This window comes from Pandoraea pnomenusa (genome assembly GCF_040391475.1).
Lineage (GTDB): Bacteria > Pseudomonadota > Gammaproteobacteria > Burkholderiales > Burkholderiaceae > Pandoraea > Pandoraea pnomenusa_C.
Genome location: NZ_JBEBXS010000021.1, coordinates 1 through 18,318 on the forward strand (window position 1 = coordinate 1; position 18,318 = coordinate 18,318).

Below are 18,318 nucleotides of genomic sequence, written 5' to 3' on the forward strand. Positions count from 1 at the left end.
GTTTCACGCTGGCCGGTACCGAAGTGTCGGCACTGCTCGGCCGTATGCCGTCGGCCGTGGGCTATCAGCCGACGCTGGCTGAAGAAATGGGCAAGCTGCAAGAGCGTATTACGTCGACCAAGACCGGCTCGATCACGTCGGTGCAAGCCGTGTACGTGCCTGCCGATGACTTGACCGACCCGTCGCCGGCAACCACCTTCGGCCACTTGGACGCCACCGTCGTGCTGTCGCGTGACATCGCCTCGCTGGGTATCTACCCGGCCGTCGATCCGCTCGACTCGACCTCGCGTCAGATCGACCCGAACGTGATTGGCGAAGAGCACTACACGGTGACCCGTCGCGTGCAATCGACGCTGCAGCGTTACAAGGAACTGCGCGACATTATCGCGATTCTGGGTATGGACGAACTGTCGCCGGACGACAAGCTCGCCGTGGCCCGCGCGCGTAAGATCCAGCGTTTCCTGTCGCAGCCGTTCCACGTGGCAGAAGTGTTCACGGGCTCGCCGGGCAAGTACGTTCCGCTCAAGGAAACGATCCGCGGCTTCAAGATGATCGTCGACGGTGAGTGCGACCACCTGCCGGAGCAGGCGTTCTACATGGTTGGCACGATCGACGAAGCGTTCGAAAAAGCCAAGAAGATGCAGTAAACGGTTGAGTGTCGGGCGACGGCGAGGTCTCGCGAGAGACGTCACCGTATCCCGGCAGGTGACTGTTGCGGGGCGGGGTAGCGAAGCGAGGACGGCAACGTCCGGACTGGCGCGCCTGCCGCTTCATCACACTCAACGGGAGCGATTATGGCAACCATTCACGTAGACGTCGTCAGCGCGGAAGAGGAAATCTTCTCGGGTAAGGCGCGCTTTGTGGCGCTGCCGGGCGAAGCCGGCGAGCTGGGCATTCTGCCCGGCCACACGCCGCTGATCACGCGTATCAAGCCGGGCGCCGTGCGCATCGAAGATGAAGCAGGTAACGAGGACTTCGTCTTCGTGGCCGGCGGCATTCTCGAAGTGCAACCGGGCACGGTGACCGTGCTCGCCGACACCGCCATTCGCGGCAAGGACCTGGACGAAGCGAAAGCCGCCGAAGCCAAGCGCCGTGCCGAAGAAGCACTGTCGAACAAGGAATCGAACATCGAGTACGCAACCGCTCAGGCCGAACTGGCCGAAGCGATCGCGCAACTCGCTGCGATCCAGAAGCTGCGCAAGACGAAGTAATTCCGCACGCGATTGCGGCGGCTTCGCGGCCAACGCAATACGCGACGCGCATCGAAGTGCGGCGGGTGTCCCCGGATGCCTGCCAACGCGTGACGATAGAAAGCCCCATGCATTTCGATGCGTGGGGCTTTTGTTTTGTCCGGCGTCTGCGGCGCCAGTCCCGGCAACCCTTTCCGTCCGCCCGACTCAGGGCCATCCCCACTCGTTTCGTCACTCGAATTACGTTAACGTAAACGTCAACCCAACGTGACGCGCTATTGTTAAGTCGAAGCGCCTGCCATCGTGTCGTTCGTGCCATACGTGTCACGAGTGCGATCGATCGACAGTCGGGCTGCCGACCGACGCTAGTGCCGCGTGACAGCATTTCGCCACTTCAGCATTGCTTCAGGAGACAAAGCATGGAAAGCCGGGAAGGTGCGGGCGTTGTACCTCGTAATGGATTGTCGTATGTGAAGGGTGATACCTCCGTACCGCTTTCGACATTGACGGTGTTCGGATTGCTTGCCGAAACGGCGACCAGGTTTCCCGAACGGCAGGCGGTGGTGTTTCGCGAGCAGGGCGTGGACTGGACCTGGCGTGAGTTCATCGCCCATGTCGACACGTTTGCCGCCGGGCTCATTGCGCTGGGGCTGAAGAAGGGCGACCGCGTGGGCATCTGGTCACCGAACCGCGTTGAATGGCTGGTGACGCAATTCGCGACCGCCCGCGTGGGGCTGGTGCTGGTCAACATCAACCCGGCCTATCGTCTGGCCGAACTCGAATACGCGATCAACAAAGTCGGTTGCAAGGCGCTCGTGGCGGCGGAGTCGTTCAAGTCTTCGCGCTATCTCGAGATGCTCGGCGTGCTGGCCCCGGAGCTGGCCACCTGCAAGCCGGGACAACTGCAATCGGCGACGTTGCCGACCCTGCGCACCGTGATTCGCATGGGCCATGGCGTAACGCCCGGCATGATGAATTACAGCGACGTCGTGACCCTCGGCGCCGACGCCGACCTCGACACGTTGCGCGCCATCTCCGACGCGCTCGATTGCTTCGACCCGATCAACGTCCAGTTCACCAGCGGAACGACCGGCAGCCCCAAGGGCGCCACGCTGACGCACCACAACATCGTGAACAACGGCCGCTTCATTGCGATGGCCATGCGCTTCTCCGAGCACGACAGCCTGTGCATTCCGGTGCCGTTTTATCACTGCTTCGGCATGGTGCTGGCGGTGCTCGCCTGTGTGTCGACCGGCGCGACGATGGTGTTCCCGGGCGAAGCGTTCGACCCGAAGGCGACCATGGCCGCCGTGTCGGAGGAGAGCTGCACCGCGCTGCACGGCGTGCCGACCATGTTCATCGCACAACTCGATCATCCGGACTTCGGCAACTATCACTTCGACACGTTGCGCACCGGCATCATGGCCGGCTCGCCATGCCCCATCGAGACGATGAAGCGCGTGATCAGCGAGATGCACATGAGCGAAGTCACGATTGCCTATGGCATGACGGAGACGAGTCCGGTGTCGTTCCAGACCACCACGACCGACCCGCTCGAAAAGCGCGTGACCACGGTCGGGCGCGTGCAGCCGCACCTCGAAGTGAAGCTCGTCGACGCCGCTGGCGAGATCGTACCGGTGGGCGAGAAGGGCGAACTCTGCACGAAGGGCTACTCGGTCATGCAGGGTTACTGGGACGACGAACCGCGCACGCGCGAGGCGATCCGTGACGGCTGGATGCACACCGGTGATCTGGCCACGCTCGACGAGGACGGCTACTGCAACATCGTCGGTCGTGTGAAGGACATGCTCATTCGCGGCGGCGAGAACATCTATCCGCGCGAGATCGAGGAATTCCTGTTCCGTCATCCGAAAGTGCAGGCCGTGCAGGTCTTCGGCGTACCCGATGCGAAGTACGGCGAGGAGGTTTGCGCCTGGATCGTCCTCAAGCCGGGCCAGCACGCGACGGAAGACGACATCCGTGACTTCTGCAAGGATCAGATCGCGCACTACAAGATTCCGCGCTACATCCGTTTCGTCGACGAAATGCCGATGACGGTGACGGGCAAGGTGCAGAAGTTCATCATGCGCGAGCAGATGGTCGAATCGCTGGGGCTCTCGGAGGCGAAAACGGCCTGATCGAAGCGTCGACCGCAGGTCCGGTCAGGGCAGGGCGGACGCCCCCCCGATACGGGGTGACGTCGGGGGAGCGGCTGCTTATTTTTTGAGCGGAGCCGGGGGCAATGCCGTATCATTCGGGATTACCCTAGGTTTCGTCCCATGCCATCCCATACGTTCCGCACGGTTTTCATTCTCGGCGTTCTGTCAGCCATCGGCTCGCTGTCGATCGACATGTATCTGCCTGCGCTGCCCAGCATCGCCCGGGAACTGAACACGACCGACGCGGCGGCGCAGTTCTCGCTGGCATCGTTCTTCATTGGGCTGGGGCTCGGCCAACTGCTGCACGGCCCGCTGGCCGACCGCTACGGACGCAAGCGTCCGCTCTACGCCGGACTGGCACTCTACACACTGGCGTCCGCCGGTTGTGCGCTCGCCCCCAACATCGAAACACTCATCGTCAGCCGCTTCATTCAGGCGGTTGGCGGCTGCGCCTGCTTCGTGATCGCCCGCGCAATGGCGCGCGACCTCTTCGATACGAGCACCGTGGCGCGCGTGCTTTCGCGCATGACGCTGATCATGGGCGCCGCGCCGATTCTCGCGCCGCTCATCGGTGGGCAGGTCCTGATGTTCGTGGGCTGGCGCTGGATCTTCTGGGGCCTGACGGTGTTCGGGGCCCTGTGCTTCGCGATGACCGTGTACTGGTTGCCGGAGACGCGTCAGGCCGCCAAACAGGCACGCAACTGGCTGACCACGGCGTGGCACAACTACGGCGCGCTGCTGCGTGATCGCGAGTTCATGGGCAACGCGCTGGCAGGTGGCGTGGCGCAGGCGGGCATGTTCGCCTACATCACGGGCTCGCCGTTCGTGTTCATCAATCTCTATGGTGTCGATCCGGCGCATTACGGTTGGCTGTTCGGCCTGAACGCCTGCGGCATCATCGGCGGGTCGCAGATCAACGCCTACCTGCTGCGCACCCGTCGCCCGGCCGATGTGTTGCGTCGTACCAACAATCTGGTGGCGATTCTCGGTCTGGTGATGTTGGCGGTGGCGGCGCTGGGTGTCGGCGGGCTGGTGATGTTGATGGTGCCGCTCTTCGCTTACGTCACGAGTCTGGGCTTCTCCCAGCCGAACGCCATAGCCGAGGCCCTCAATCGGCAGCACCACCGGGCGGGCGCAGCGTCGGCACTGCTCGGCGCGCTGCAATTCCTTGCTGCGGCGAGTGCCGGTGCGGCCGTAGGGTTGTTACATGCGCGCTCGGCGGTGCCGATGGCCGCTGTCATGGCCGTGTGCGGCGCCCTGTCGTGGTGCTTCCATACCGTGCTGATCCGCCGGGCGGCAACGCCCTCGGCGCCCGCGTCCGGCGCGGCCTGACGCGATTTCGAAGGTTCGACACCCGGTCGAACCCGAACGTCGGGAACTGAAGCCCGAAGTTTCCTTCCAAACCCTGAATTCGGTGAGCGCGACTACATCTGTAACAGTTTGTAATTGCGCTGTCCCGCTGCCTACGTAATAGGCAAAGTACGATCCAACCAGGTCTTGCAACGCCCCCCAGCGAAATTTTTTGCAAGGATGGCTAAAGTTCGGCAGAACCCCGCCGAAATACAGTCAAGTAGTAGAGCGTAGCTTCGTGACAATTTCATGAAGCGTCACGCGTTCGAAACCGATCGTTCGCCCTGAACGCATCGACGGGAGCGCTTGTCCCCCGCATGTAGGAAAAACTCCTACAAAAAACTTCCGCTTTTCTCGCCTCCCTCTGTAGTTTTTCTCCGATTTCTTTATCTTTCGCCCTTGTCCACAATGCGAGGGAATAGACAGTAGTACCGCAAGATTCATCCATTGCGCCGGGGGGCCGCATGCGAAACAGCGAAACACTGAACGAGATTCGTGAGTTGAATCTCTCCTACCTTGTCCTGGCTCAGCGCCTGATCCGTGAGGATCGTGCGGCGGCAATGTTCCGCCTTGGGATCAGCGACCAACTGGCCGACGTGCTCGGCAGTCTCACACTGGCTCAACTCGTCAAGTTTGCGGGGTCGAACCAGCTTCTGTGCCGATTTCGATTCGACGACCACGTGATTCTCTCGAGCCTCACGCACGGTGCGAAAGACGTCGGTATGCAGCAGTCTCACGCTTCGATTCTCTTGGCGGGCCAGCCCGTCGAGCAGATCGGTTAAGTTCGCGACGCACGCTACGCCGCCCCAGCGGGTGGCGCTTCGTGTGACTTGCCAGGAAGCCTGACCATGCGTACCAAAAGCGTCGTCCTCGAGGCCCGCGAGATCCAGCTGGCCATCGAGTTGATCGAACTCGGCGCCCGCCTTCAGTTGCTGGAAGCGGAAACGAGCCTGAGCCGTGACCGGCTCATCAAACTCTACAAAGAACTCAAGGGTGCTTCGCCGCCCAAGGGCATGCTGCCGTTCTCGACCGACTGGTTCGTGACGTGGCTGCCGAACGTCCATTCGTCGCTTTTCCACAACATCTACCGTCACCTTGTGCAATACGGCGGCTGCCAGGGCATCGAAGCCATCGTGAAGGCCTACCGCCTGTACCTGGAGCATGTGGAACTGCACGGTTGGGAAGCGGTGCTCGGGTTCACGCGTGCGTGGACCCTCGTGCGTTTCTTCGACAGCAAGATGCTGCAAATGACGCCTTGCACGCGATGCGGCGGTCATTTCGTCACGCACGCCCACGAACCGCATGGCCAGTACGTTTGTGGCCTGTGCGCGCCGCCGTCGCGTGCCGGTAAGACCCGGAAAGCCAAACACGCGCACGCCGCCGATCTGGCGCCGGCCGTGGGTTCGAGCGCGCCGGATACCGACATTTCACCGTTGGCCGCCTGAAAAGGGCGGGTTTGTCACGAGGTCGCACCCCCTACAGTTTCCCTGCTTGTCTGCCGTTAAGCCCTCTGAACAGGAAGGACAATTTTCCGTAGACGTATTTTTGCGAGAGGTATCCGGCAGTGCTCGTCGTCATTGGTTACATCATCGTTCTGGCATCGGTCTTTGGCGGTTTCGTCATCGGCGGTGGCCACTTGGGCGCGCTGTTTCAGCCGACCGAACTGCTGATCATCGGCGGTGCGGGCGTGGGCTCGTTCGTGGTGGGCAACAACAGCAAGGCGATCAAGGCGACGATGAAAGCGCTGCCGATGCTGTTCAAGGGCTCGAAATACACGAAAGAGCTGTACATGGAGCTCATGGCGCTCCTGTACGTTCTGCTCGCAAAAGCGCGCAAAGACGGCATGCTCGCCATCGAAGGGGATGTGGAAGACCCGGCCTCGAGCCCGGTGTTCTCGCAGTACCCGCGCATTCTCGGCGAGCCGCGCATCATGGAATTCCTCACCGACTATCTGCGCCTGATGGTCAGCGGCAACATGAATGCGTTCGAGATCGAGAACCTCATGGATCACGAAATCGAAACGTACCGTCATGAGGGCGAAGTGCCCGCGCACTGTCTCCAGAAGACGGGCGACGCCATGCCGGCCTTCGGTATCGTGGCGGCCGTGATGGGCGTGGTACACACGATGGCATCGGCCGACCAGCCGCCGGCCGTCCTGGGCGCCCTGATCGCGCAAGCGCTCGTGGGCACGTTCCTCGGCATTCTGCTCGCGTACGGCTTCATCTCGCCGCTCGCCCAGTTGATCGAGCACCGCATCAATGAGTCGGTGAAGCTCTACGAGTGCATCAAGGTCACGCTTCTGGCGAGCCTGAACGGTTATGCACCGGCACTCTCGGTCGAATTCGGCCGCAAGGTGCTGTACTCCACGGTACGCCCGTCGTTCGCCGAGCTCGAAGAGCACGTGCGACAGGTCAAGGCACGTTGACGGGCGGCAGCAATGAGCGAGAAAGAAGAGCGGCCCATTATCGTCAAACGCCGCAAAGCCGGCGGACATGGCCATCACGGCGGCGCGTGGAAGATTGCGTACGCCGACTTCATGACGGCCATGATGGCGTTCTTCCTGCTGATGTGGCTGCTCAGCTCCGTGAGCAGCAAGGAACTGACGGGCATTGCCGAATACTTCCGCACACCGCTGGCGGTCGCGCTGATGGGCGGACGTAACGCGGCGGACAACAGCGGCGTGATTCCGGGCGGGGGTACCGACACCACCCGCACCGACGGTCAGAAAGCACGCGGCGAACAGATCAAGAGTCGTCAGGCGAGTTCGGCCGAGATGGCCGAGCGTGCCGATGCGCAGCGTTTGCGCGAACTCAAGGCGCGCATCGAGAAGGCCATCGAGAATAACCCCACGCTGCGGCAATTCCGCAAGCAGTTGCTGATCGACGTGACGACGGAAGGTCTGCGTATCCAGATCGTCGACGACCAGAACCGCCCGATGTTCGCCAACGCGAGCGCGCAGGTGCAGCCGTACATGCGCGACATCCTGCGCGAAATCGGCAAGTCGCTCAACGACGTGCCCAACCGCATCAGCCTGTCGGGTCACACCGACGCCACGGCGTACGCGCAGGGCGACAAGAGCTACAGCAACTGGGAACTCTCGGCCGATCGTGCGAACGCCTCGCGACGCGAACTGATCGCGGGCGGACTCGACGGCGAGAAGGTGCTGCGCGTGGTGGGGCTGGCGTCGACCGTGCCGCTCGACCGCGACAACGCATTCAACCCGATCAATCGTCGTATCAGCATCATCGTGCTCAACCGCCGCGCCGAGCAGTCGGTCAAGCATGAGGGCGATCAACCGACAATCGACGCCGCGAACGCACGCGGCGCAGGAAGCGACGCGGTGAATGCCGCGATCAACGGTACGCTGCCCGCCATTCCGGGGTTGCCAACGCCACCCGCGCCGCCTGCGGCACCGGTGGCACCGGCAGCGCGATAACCGACAAGAGGAGACGCATGCAGGCTCATCGCAACACGATTCTCGCCGTCGACGATTCCGCGTCGATGCGTCAGATCCTGTCGGCCACGCTCGACGAAGCCGGCTACGCCGTGACGACCGCCCGCGACGGGCAGGAAGCGCTGGCGCTGGCGTCGAACGCGGCGTTCGATCTGGTGCTCACGGACCAACACATGCCCGGCATGGACGGGCTGTCGCTCATTCGCGCACTGCGCGAGCTCGACACCTTCGCCGAGACCCCGATTCTGGTGCTGACCACCGAAGTCGACGGCGCATACAAGACGGCGGCCCGCGAGGCGGGCGCCAGCGGCTGGCTGATCAAGCCGGTCGACCCCGAAGCACTGGTCGACGTCGTCGGGTCGCTCGTCGGCGCAGACGCATGACGTCGGCGCGGATCACGACGATGGCGTCGATGGCACAACCAAGTTAGGACGAGGAAACCGGTGGATATCACCCAGTTCTACCAGACCTTTTTCGATGAAGCGGAAGAGTTGCTCGCAGAGATGGAGCACCTTCTGCTCGCGCTCGACGTGAGCGCTCCCGATAACGAGCAGCTCAACGCGATCTTCCGCGCTGCGCACTCCATCAAGGGCGGCGCCGCGACGTTCGGCTTCACCGCGCTCACCGAGACCACTCACCTGCTGGAAAACCTGCTCGACCGCGCCCGTCGCGGCGAATTGCAGCTGCGCACCGAGATGGTCGACACCTTCCTGGAAACCAAAGACGTGTTGCATCAACAGTTGAATGCCTACCGCGCCTCCAGTGAACCCGATGTCGAGGCGATGACGCGCATCTGCGCCGTGCTCCAGCAACTCGCGGCCGAAGGCGACGGCGCGCCGGTTTCCGCCGCGCCCGTCACGCCGGCGCCCGCAGCACCGGCCGCAGCCGCAGCCGCAGCGCCCGCTGCGCCTGCCGCCGCCGACGCCCCGGCTACCGACGCCAGCGGCGCACCGACCGGTGCGGTCCCGGCAGGTCAGACGCGTCTCAAGGTCACGCTGACCGGCGTGGGCGAGAAGGACCAGGCGTTGCTCACCGAAGAGCTGGGCAACCTGGGTCAGGTCGCCGGCCGCCAGTCGACCGCGGACGTGTTGCATCTGTGGCTCGATACCACTTGCGGCGCCGACGACATTCTCGCCGTGTGCTGCTTCGTGATCGAGCCGTCACAGATCGACGTGCAGGACGCCGCAGCTGCGGCTGCCGCGGCTGCACCGGCGGCGCCCGCCGAAGTGCCTGCGGCACCGGTTCAGACGTCCGAAATCTTTGCCCCGGTACCGGCCGCGTCGGCCCCGATCGAAGTGCCGCCCGCTGCGGTTGCACCGGTCGCGGCAGCGCCGGAAGCCGTGGCCCCGCCCGCAGCCGCCGAACCGATCGTCGTGCCGCCTGCTGCGCCTGCGGCGCAAGCCGGTGGCGGCAACGGCGCCCAGCATCCGCCCGAAAAGCGCGCTGCGGCAGCGGCCGGCGGCGCTGCCGGTCACGAAAACAGCTCGATTCGCGTGGGCGTCGAAAAGGTCGACCAGCTCATCAACCTCGTGGGCGAACTGGTGATCACGCAGGCCATGCTCGCGCAGACCGCGAGCAGCCTCGATCCGATGCTGCACGACCGCCTGTTCAACGGCATGGGCCAGCTCGAGCGCAACGCGCGCGATCTGCAGGAAGCCGTGATGTCCATTCGCATGATGCCGATGGACTACGTGTTCTCGCGCTTCCCGCGTCTGGTGCGCGATCTCGCCAGCAAGCTCGGCAAGCAGATCGAACTCGTCACGTTCGGTCAGGCGACCGAGCTCGACAAGAGCCTGATCGAGCGCATCATCGATCCGCTCACCCACCTCGTGCGCAACAGTCTCGATCACGGCATCGAGACGACCGAACTGCGTGTCGCCTCGGGCAAGGACCCGGTCGGCCAGCTCGTGCTGTCCGCCGCGCACCAGGGCGGCAACATCGTCATCGAAGTGAGCGACGACGGTGGCGGTCTGCGCCGCGAGAAGATTCTCGCCAAGGCGCAGCAGCAAGGCATGAACGTGTCCGACTCGATGCCGGACGAGGAAGTCTGGCAGCTGATCTTCGCGCCGGGCTTCTCCACGGCCGAAGCGGTGACCGACGTGTCGGGCCGTGGTGTCGGCATGGACGTCGTGAAGCGGAACATCCAGCAGATGGGCGGCCACGTGGAGATTCTGTCCACGCGCGGCAAGGGCACCACGATCCGCATCGTGCTGCCGCTCACGCTGGCGATCCTCGACGGCATGTCCGTCAAGGTCGGCCCGGAGATCTTCATCCTGCCGCTGAACTTCGTGATGGAGTCGCTGCAACCGCGTCGCGACGACATTCGCGCCGTGACCGGCGAAGGCCAGGTCGTGCTGGTGCGCGGCGAATATCTGCCGCTCGTCGAGCTGTACCGCGCGTTCGATGTGCCGGAAGCGCGTCTCGACCCGACGCAGGGGATCATCGTGATTCTGCAGGCCGAAGGCCGCCGTTTCGCGTTGCTCGTCGACGAGCTGGTCGGTCAGCAGCAGGTCGTGGTGAAGAACCTCGAAACCAATTACCGCCGTATTCACGGTATTTCCGCCGCCACCATCATGGGTGACGGCAGTGTGGCATTGATCGTCGACGTGGCGGCGCTCCAGCGCGGCCAGCGCTCGGCCGCCGCCACGATCTTCAACTGAAGTCGGAGACGCGTCAGATGGACAACCTTTCGCAAGAGCATGCCGTGTCGCGCCAGGGCGGCGCCATGCAGACCGATGGCGACGGTCAGGAGTTTCTCGTCTTCACGCTGGGTGAAGAGGAGTACGGCATCGATATCCTGAAGGTGCAGGAAATTCGCGGCTACGACGCCGTGACGCGCATCGCCAACGCCCCGGACTTCATCAAGGGCGTGATCAACCTGCGCGGCATCATCGTGCCGATCGTCGACATGCGGATCAAGTTCCGTCTCGGTCGCGTCGAGTACGACACGCAGACGGTCGTGATCATTCTGAACGTGGCCGGTCGCGTGGTCGGCATGGTGGTCGACGGCGTGTCCGACGTGCTCACGCTCGCCCGCGGCGAAATCAAGCCTGCGCCCGAGTTCGGCGCCCAACTGGCCACCGAATACATCACGGGTCTGGGTACGGTCGAAGGCCGCATGCTGATCCTGATGGACATCGAAAAGCTGATGACCAGCGCCGACATGGCGCTCATCGAGCGTCTGACAAGCTAATTCCGACCCAACAACAAATCCACGGAGACCGAGCAAGTGCGCGATAACCAGCCCGTTACCCAGAATGAATTCGTCATCGGCGAGCATCAGTACCTGATCTCGCGAACGGATCTCAAGGGGCGGATCACGTATGCCAATCCCGCCTTCGTGGAGGTGAGCGGCTATACGCGTGAAGAGTTGCTGGGCGCGCCGCACAATATCGTGCGCCATCCGGACATGCCGCCGGAGGCGTTCGGCGATCTGTGGGACACCATCAAGCGCGGCGACACGTGGACCGGGCTGGTCAAGAACCGCCGCAAGAATGGTGATTTCTATTGGGTGTTGGCCACCGTCACGCCGACGCTCGATAACGGCGCGGTGGTCGGCTACACGTCCGTGCGTGTGCGTCCGGCGGCAGGCGCCACGTCACAGGCCGAAGCGATCTACGCGCGTTTTCGCAACGGTCAGGCGGGCAACCTTCGCATTCGCGGCGGACAAGTCGAGCGCGGCGGCATTGCCGCGCTGGTGCGCAAGATCCGCATCGACACGCTGCGTGCGCGGCTCACGGGCATCATCGTGCTCGGCGCGATCCTGCTCGCGCTGGTGGGCGGTCTCGGCCTGTGGGGCGTGTCGAGCAGTAACGACAAGCTGCTCAAGGTGTATCAGAACGGCATGGTGCCGGTGGCCACGTTGGGCGTCATCGGTCAGAAGCTCGACCGCGACGTACTGCTCGTGGCCGAAGCCGTCGGCAGCCCGAACCTGGACGCCATGAAGCGCGCCGGTGACGAAATCGCCGGTAGCCTCGACGACATCAACCGCCAGTGGGCGGAGTACATGAAGGCGGTCGATCCGGCAACGCAGGCGCAGGCCGAACGCTTCAACGTGATTCGCCAGCGCTTCACGACCGACGGCCTTCAGCAGACGGTCGAAATGCTGCGTGCCGGTTCGGCCGAGGGTGCGCAACAGACCTATCTCGAGAAGGTGAAGCCGGCCTACGGGCCGATGCGCGACGAGTTGAACGCGCTCACGCGCCTGGAACTCACGCAGGCCACCGAGCTCTACCAGCGCGCGCAGAAGGAACACACCGTCGTGCGCGTGGCCACGGGCATTGCGGTGATTGGCGGCATCCTCGTGCTGTTCGTGCTCGGCAGCATTCTGCGCCGAGCGATCAATCATCCGCTGCGTGTCGCGCTGTCGATGTCCAAGCAGATTGCCGCCGGCGATCTTACTGGCAAGGCCGAATCCACGGGACGCGACGAAATCGGTCAACTGCTGTTCGGCCTGACGGTCATGAAGAACAGCCTGCTGTCGATCGTCTCCGATGTGCGCGAAGGCATCGAGTCGATCAATGTCGCCTCGCGCGAAATCGCCGCAGGCAACACCGACCTGTCGGCCCGCACGGAACAACAGGCGGCGTCGCTGGAACAGACCGCGTCGTCGATGGAGCAACTGACGGCGACGGTCAAGCAGAACGCCGATAACGCCAAGCAGGCCAGCACGCTCGCCGTGAACGCCTCGGAGATTGCCGCACGCGGCGGCCAGGTGGTCGGTAACGTTGTCGACACCATGCAGGGCATCTCGACCAGCTCGCACAAGATCGTCGACATCATCAGCGTGATCGAAGGCATCGCCTTCCAGACCAACATCCTCGCACTGAACGCGGCCGTGGAAGCGGCGCGCGCGGGCGAACAGGGCCGTGGCTTTGCGGTGGTGGCGGGCGAAGTGCGCACGCTGGCACAGCGCAGCGCGGCCGCTGCCAAGGAAATCAAGGTCCTCATCGAAGACTCGGTCGGGCGCGTGGAAAACGGCTCGGCGCTGGTCGCGCAGGCGGGCTCGACGATGGACGAGATCGTGCAGGCCGTGCAGCGCGTGACCGACATCATGGGCGAGATCTCGGCGGCCTCCGCCGAACAGTCGAGCGGTATCGAACAGGTCAACCGTGCCGTGACGCAGATGGACGAAGTCACGCAGCAGAACGCGGCACTCGTGGAAGAGGCCGCTGCGGCCGCCGGGTCGCTGGAAGATCAGGCGCATCGCTTGCGCGATGCCGTGTCGGTGTTCCGCGTGGGCGACAGCGTCAAGCTGGCCGGTGCGACCCTATCGTCGGCAAAGTCGGCGAAGTCGGCCGCCACGGTCACCCGTCAGGCGAGCCAGTCGGCGGCGGTGGCATCCGCCGCGGCGTCGAACGCCGCGAACGCAGCACCGGCGCGGGCAAGTGCCGGCGGCGGCGCGACGCGCACGGCCACACGACGCCCGCAGGCACCGGCAGCGGCAAGCGCACCGGAAGACGCGCAGGTTCTGCAGTTGGCCGCACGGCGCGGCAAGGCGCCGACCGGCGGCGCGACGGTGGCAACGGCGGCAACGTCGGGCGCGAAGTCGAGTGACCCGGGCGATTGGGAAGAATTTTGACGGTTCGTTGATTCAGAAAGTTGGGATGGACATGCCGGCCGTTGGCCGGTCTTCACGGGGTAGAGGTCGTTATGTTTAAGAATGTCACCATCCGGGCGCGGCTCTCGCTGGCGCTTGGACTTTTCATGGTGCTGCTGGTCATCGGCGCCGCTGTGGGCCTCGTGTCGTTGCGACAGAGCAACGCCTCGCTGCAGGAGATTTATTCGAACGACATGGCGTCGGCGCGCTCGCTCGCCCAGACCACCATCTCGACACTCGGTGCACGCGTGACCCTGTCGCGCATCGAGTTCATCGCCGATCCGACCGAGATCAAGACGGCCATCGACAGCGTGCGCGCCAACCTCAAGAAGGCCGACGAGTCGTGGGCCAACTACGCCTCGCTGCCGATGAACGAGGGTGAAAAGGCACTCGCCGACGCGGTCGTTACCGCGCGTGGCAAGGTCACCAACGACGGCATTCTCCCCGCGCTCACGGCCATCGAATCGGGTGACATCCCCGACTTCCACGCCAAGACGGTGATGGACGTGCCGCGACTGTTCGCCGACTACACGAAGGCGATGACCGCGCTGGCCGACCTGCAGGTCAAGAACGCCGAAGACCGCTTCCTGGCCGCACAAGCCCGCTACACGCTGGTGATGTGGATGGTCGGCATCGGCCTGGGCCTCGGCCTCATCGTCGGCGTTATCACGCAGATCACGCTTACGCGCGCCATCGTCGGCCCGATCGACGACGCCATCAAGCACTTCGAGAAGATCGCGGGCGGCGACCTCACGCAACGCATCGACGTCTGGAACGAGACCGAGACCGGCCGTCTGTTCAAGGGCGTGAAGCACATGCAGGATAGCCTCGTGCGCACCGTGGCGGAAGTTCGCTCGGGCACCGAGTCGATCACCTCGGCCGCACAGCAGATCGCGGCGGGCAACACCGACCTGTCGGCACGTACCGAACAGCAGGCGGCGTCGCTGGAAGAAACCGCGTCGTCGATGGAACAGCTCACGGCAACCGTCAAGCAGAACGCCGACAACGCGCGCCAGGCCAGCCAACTCGCCGTGAACGCCTCCGAGATCGCCATGCGTGGCGGGGAAGTCTCGGGCCAGGTCGGCGAGACGATGGAAGGCATCTCCAGCAGCTCGAACAAGATCGTCGACATCATCAGCGTGATCGACGGCATCGCGTTCCAGACGAACATTCTCGCGCTGAATGCTGCGGTGGAAGCCGCACGCGCCGGCGAGCAAGGTCGTGGTTTTGCGGTGGTGGCGGGCGAAGTGCGCACGCTGGCACAACGCAGCGCGGCTGCCGCCAAGGAAATCAAGGCACTGATCGAAGATTCGGCACGTCGCGTGCAGGACGGCACCGCACTCGTGGCCCAGCAAGGCCAGACGATGGGCGAGATCGTGCAGGCAGTCAAACGCGTGACGGACATCATGGGCGAGATCTCGGCAGCGTCGGCCGAGCAGTCCGGCGGCATCGAGCAGGTCAACCGTGCGATCACGCAGATGGACGAAGTGACGCAACAGAACGCGGCACTGGTGGAAGAAGCGGCAGCGGCGGCCGGCTCGCTCGAAGAGCAGGCCAACCGTCTGAAGTCGGTGGTCTCGGTGTTCCGTCTCGACGCGTCGCAGGCGGCCATGAGTGCGGTACCGGCAGCGGCGGCGCTTCCGGTGGCACGCCAGGCGGCACGTCAGGCCGTGAAGAAGGTGTCGGCACCCGCCGCGAGCGCGCCGAGCGCGCCCGCGCCGAAGGCCGCACCGGCCCCGTTGCGCAAGCCGGCACCGGCTGCGACCGCCCCGGCGGCCAGCGCACGCACGGGCACCGACGACGCCAACGGCGACTGGGAAACGTTCTGATCGGAACGCCACGGCATCGTCAGCAGCAACGTATAGGAACGAGGCATGCGTCTCGCCCCGCGGGGCGCATGCGGGCAAGTGGCAACAATCGGTAAGGCAAACGCGGGCGGCGCATCGCGGATAAGTGCGGTGCGGCGACGCGAAGGTAGTGGAGGTCACACCATGATGCAGTTGAGTCTCAAAGCAAAACTCTGGTCCGCACTCGCCTTGATGTGGCTGGGACTCTTGATTCTCGGTGGCTGGGCTGCCTGGCACGAACGCGGCACCATGATGTCGGAGCGGCGTGCCGCGGTCGAGAACATCGTGACGAGCGCCGACGGGATCGTGCGCGACTACGCGGCACAGGCAGCCGCCGGCAAGATCAGCGCCGACGAGGCGAAGCAGCAGGCGATGGCGCGTCTGAAGACGATGCGCTACGGCGATAGCGGCTACCTGGTCATCTTCGACACGAAGCCGACCGTGCTCATGCATCCGACGCTCGCCGATCTGGTCAACAAGGACGTCTCCACCTACAAGGACTCGAACGGCAAGCTGCTCTATGTCGAAATGGCGCGTGTGGCCAAGGACAAGGGCGCGGGCTTTGTCGACTACTACGGTCGCGTGGCGGGTAGCGACAAACGTCTGGCGAAGGTCTCCTACGTGAAGTACTTCGCCCCGTGGGACTGGGGCATGATGAGCGGCGTGTACGTGCAGGACATCGACGAGGCCTTTTACGCCACGCTGATCCGCTACGGCATCGCACTGCTCGTCATCGGCGTGATCGTCACGGGCGCCATGATCGCCATCATCCGCAACGTGCAACGCAGCCTCGGTGGCGAACCGGAGTACGCCTCGGCCATCGCACACCGCATCGCCAGCGGTGACCTGCACAGCCACGTCAACGTCGCGACGGGCGACACCGTCAGCCTGCTTTACGCGATGCAGCGCATGCAACACACGCTGGCCGAAACCATCGGACAGATCCGGCAGGGCACCGAGTCGATCACCACGGCAGCCCACGAGATCGCGGCGGGCAACACCGACCTGTCGGCACGTACCGAACAGCAGGCGGCGTCGCTGGAAGAAACCGCGTCGTCGATGGAACAGCTCACGGCAACCGTCAAGCAGAACGCCGACAACGCGCGCCAGGCCAGCCAACTCGCCGTGAACGCCTCCGAGATCGCCATGCGTGGCGGGGAAGTCTCGGGCCAGGTCGGCGAGACGATGGAAGGCATCTCCAGCAGCTCGAACAAGATCGTCGACATCATCAGCGTGATCGACGGCATCGCGTTCCAGACGAACATTCTCGCGCTGAATGCTGCGGTGGAAGCCGCACGCGCCGGCGAGCAAGGTCGTGGTTTTGCGGTGGTGGCGGGCGAAGTGCGCACGCTGGCACAACGCAGCGCGGCTGCCGCCAAGGAAATCAAGGCACTGATCGAAGATTCGGCACGTCGCGTGCAGGACGGCACCGCACTCGTGGCCCAGCAAGGCCAGACGATGGGCGAGATCGTGCAGGCAGTCAAACGCGTGACGGACATCATGGGCGAGATCTCGGCGGCGTCGGCCGAGCAGTCCGGCGGCATCGAGCAGGTCAACCGCGCGGTCGCGCAGATGGACGAAGTGACGCAGCAGAACGCGGCGCTGGTCGAACAGGCGGCCGCCGCGGCGGGGGCGATGGAGTCGCAGGCGCACGACCTGCGTGTCGCTGTCTCGGTGTTTCAGACGGGCGGCACCGGCAGCGTTCACGCCATGACGGCGGGACGCCACGACAGCGCGCCGCCGCCTTTGGCGCGTGCCGCCTGAGCGAGCGACCATGACTGATTCGCGCAACAACTCGCCGCTGTCTCGCCGGAGCGCCTTGGGCACCGGCGCGGACGATGGCGGCTCGCGCAGCGCGGAATTCGCGCGCGCCAGCGGTGCGGCCCTCTCGGGCGAGCGCGATTTCGCTTTCTCGCTGGCCGACTTCGGCCGCATCCGCAACCTGATCTATCAGCGTGCCGGCATCGCGCTCGCCGAGCACAAGCGCGAGATGGTGTATAGCCGCATCGCGCGGCGTCTGCGTGCGCTCGGCATGACGAGCTTTACCGAATATCTCGACATGATCGAGGCCGACACCGGTGAAGCCGAGTGGGAAGCGTTCACCAATGCGCTGACGACCAACCTCACGTCGTTCTTCCGCGAATCGCACCACTTCCCGCTGCTTGCCGACTTCATCCGCAATCGTGCCAAGCCGATTTCGATCTGGTGCTGCGCGGCGTCGACGGGTGAAGAGCCGTACTCGATCGCCATGACGCTGGTCGATACGCTCGGCACGCGCCCGAACGCGAGCGTGCTGGCCACCGACGTCGACACCCAGGTGCTCGCACGGGCGTCTGCCGCCGTGTACAACGGCGAGCAGACCGGCAAGCTCACGCAGGAGCAACTGCGTCGCCACTTCCTGCGCGGCACCGGTGCCAATTCGGGGAAGATCAAGGTGCGTCCGGAACTGCAGCAGCTCGTGACGTTCGAGCCGCTCAACCTGCTGGCGCCGTCATGGCAGATCGGCGGCCCGTTCGACGTGATCTTCTGTCGCAACGTGATGATCTACTTCGACAAGGCGACGCAGGCGCGCATTCTCGAGCGCTTCGTGCCCTTGCTCAAACCGGACGGCCTGCTCTTTGCGGGGCACTCCGAGAATTTCACGTATGTGAGCCGCGCGTTCCGTCTGCGTGGGCAGACGGTGTACGAGCTGGCCAGCGCGAGCGCACGAGGAACCTGA

General features: G+C 64.3%; 15 protein-coding genes. All 15 read left to right on the top strand.

What is annotated here, in order from left to right:
- On the top strand, positions 1 to 647 hold a 647-nt coding region (locus ABWO90_RS19310), incomplete at its 5' end, for an ATP synthase beta subunit C-terminal domain-containing protein (protein ID WP_502922664.1).
- A gap of 147 nt (positions 648 to 794) precedes the next feature.
- Entirely contained in the window at positions 795 to 1,211 is a 417-nt protein-coding gene (locus tag ABWO90_RS19315; RefSeq protein ID WP_353192847.1) for a F0F1 ATP synthase subunit epsilon, read from the top strand.
- Positions 1,212 to 1,609: 398 nt separating this feature from the next.
- The gene (locus ABWO90_RS19320) at positions 1,610 to 3,328 is read left to right on the top strand and encodes an AMP-binding protein (RefSeq protein WP_353192848.1); all 1,719 of its coding nucleotides are present in this window, start codon (positions 1,610 to 1,612) and stop codon (positions 3,326 to 3,328) included.
- Between the two features lie 141 nt (positions 3,329 to 3,469).
- Entirely contained in the window at positions 3,470 to 4,681 is a 1,212-nt protein-coding gene (locus ABWO90_RS19325) for a Bcr/CflA family multidrug efflux MFS transporter (RefSeq protein WP_353192849.1), read from the top strand.
- 482 nt (positions 4,682 to 5,163) lie between these two features.
- Entirely contained in the window at positions 5,164 to 5,481 is a 318-nt protein-coding gene (gene flhD, locus ABWO90_RS19330) for a flagellar transcriptional regulator FlhD (RefSeq protein WP_023598340.1), read from the top strand.
- A gap of 66 nt (positions 5,482 to 5,547) precedes the next feature.
- Positions 5,548 to 6,144: a flagellar transcriptional regulator FlhC gene (gene flhC / locus ABWO90_RS19335; RefSeq protein WP_353192850.1), complete on the top strand. Its 597-nt coding sequence runs from the start codon at positions 5,548 to 5,550 to the stop codon at positions 6,142 to 6,144.
- A gap of 119 nt (positions 6,145 to 6,263) precedes the next feature.
- On the top strand, positions 6,264 to 7,124 hold the full coding sequence (motA, locus tag ABWO90_RS19340; protein ID WP_023598342.1) for a flagellar motor stator protein MotA: 861 nt from the start codon (positions 6,264 to 6,266) through the stop codon (positions 7,122 to 7,124).
- A gap of 12 nt (positions 7,125 to 7,136) precedes the next feature.
- The gene (gene motB, locus ABWO90_RS19345) at positions 7,137 to 8,135 is read left to right on the top strand and encodes a flagellar motor protein MotB (protein ID WP_353192851.1); all 999 of its coding nucleotides are present in this window, start codon (positions 7,137 to 7,139) and stop codon (positions 8,133 to 8,135) included.
- Between the two features lie 17 nt (positions 8,136 to 8,152).
- Positions 8,153 to 8,536, top strand: coding sequence for a response regulator (locus ABWO90_RS19350; RefSeq protein ID WP_353192852.1), 384 nt, complete (start codon positions 8,153 to 8,155; stop codon positions 8,534 to 8,536).
- 60 nt (positions 8,537 to 8,596) lie between these two features.
- Positions 8,597 to 10,813 (top strand): chemotaxis protein CheA, encoded by a 2,217-nt coding sequence (gene cheA / locus ABWO90_RS19355; RefSeq protein ID WP_353192853.1) that lies wholly within the window; start codon positions 8,597 to 8,599, stop codon positions 10,811 to 10,813.
- 17 nt (positions 10,814 to 10,830) lie between these two features.
- On the top strand, positions 10,831 to 11,346 hold the full coding sequence (locus ABWO90_RS19360; protein WP_502922665.1) for a chemotaxis protein CheW: 516 nt from the start codon (positions 10,831 to 10,833) through the stop codon (positions 11,344 to 11,346).
- 36 nt (positions 11,347 to 11,382) lie between these two features.
- Complete coding sequence (locus ABWO90_RS19365; protein WP_353192854.1) at positions 11,383 to 13,734, top strand: methyl-accepting chemotaxis protein; 2,352 nt, start codon at positions 11,383 to 11,385, stop codon at positions 13,732 to 13,734.
- A gap of 71 nt (positions 13,735 to 13,805) precedes the next feature.
- Positions 13,806 to 15,581, top strand: coding sequence for a methyl-accepting chemotaxis protein (locus ABWO90_RS19370; protein ID WP_353192855.1), 1,776 nt, complete (start codon positions 13,806 to 13,808; stop codon positions 15,579 to 15,581).
- Positions 15,582 to 15,743: 162 nt separating this feature from the next.
- Complete coding sequence (locus tag ABWO90_RS19375) at positions 15,744 to 17,363, top strand: methyl-accepting chemotaxis protein (RefSeq protein WP_353192856.1); 1,620 nt, start codon at positions 15,744 to 15,746, stop codon at positions 17,361 to 17,363.
- Positions 17,364 to 17,373: 10 nt separating this feature from the next.
- Complete coding sequence (locus tag ABWO90_RS19380; RefSeq protein WP_353192857.1) at positions 17,374 to 18,318, top strand: CheR family methyltransferase; 945 nt, start codon at positions 17,374 to 17,376, stop codon at positions 18,316 to 18,318.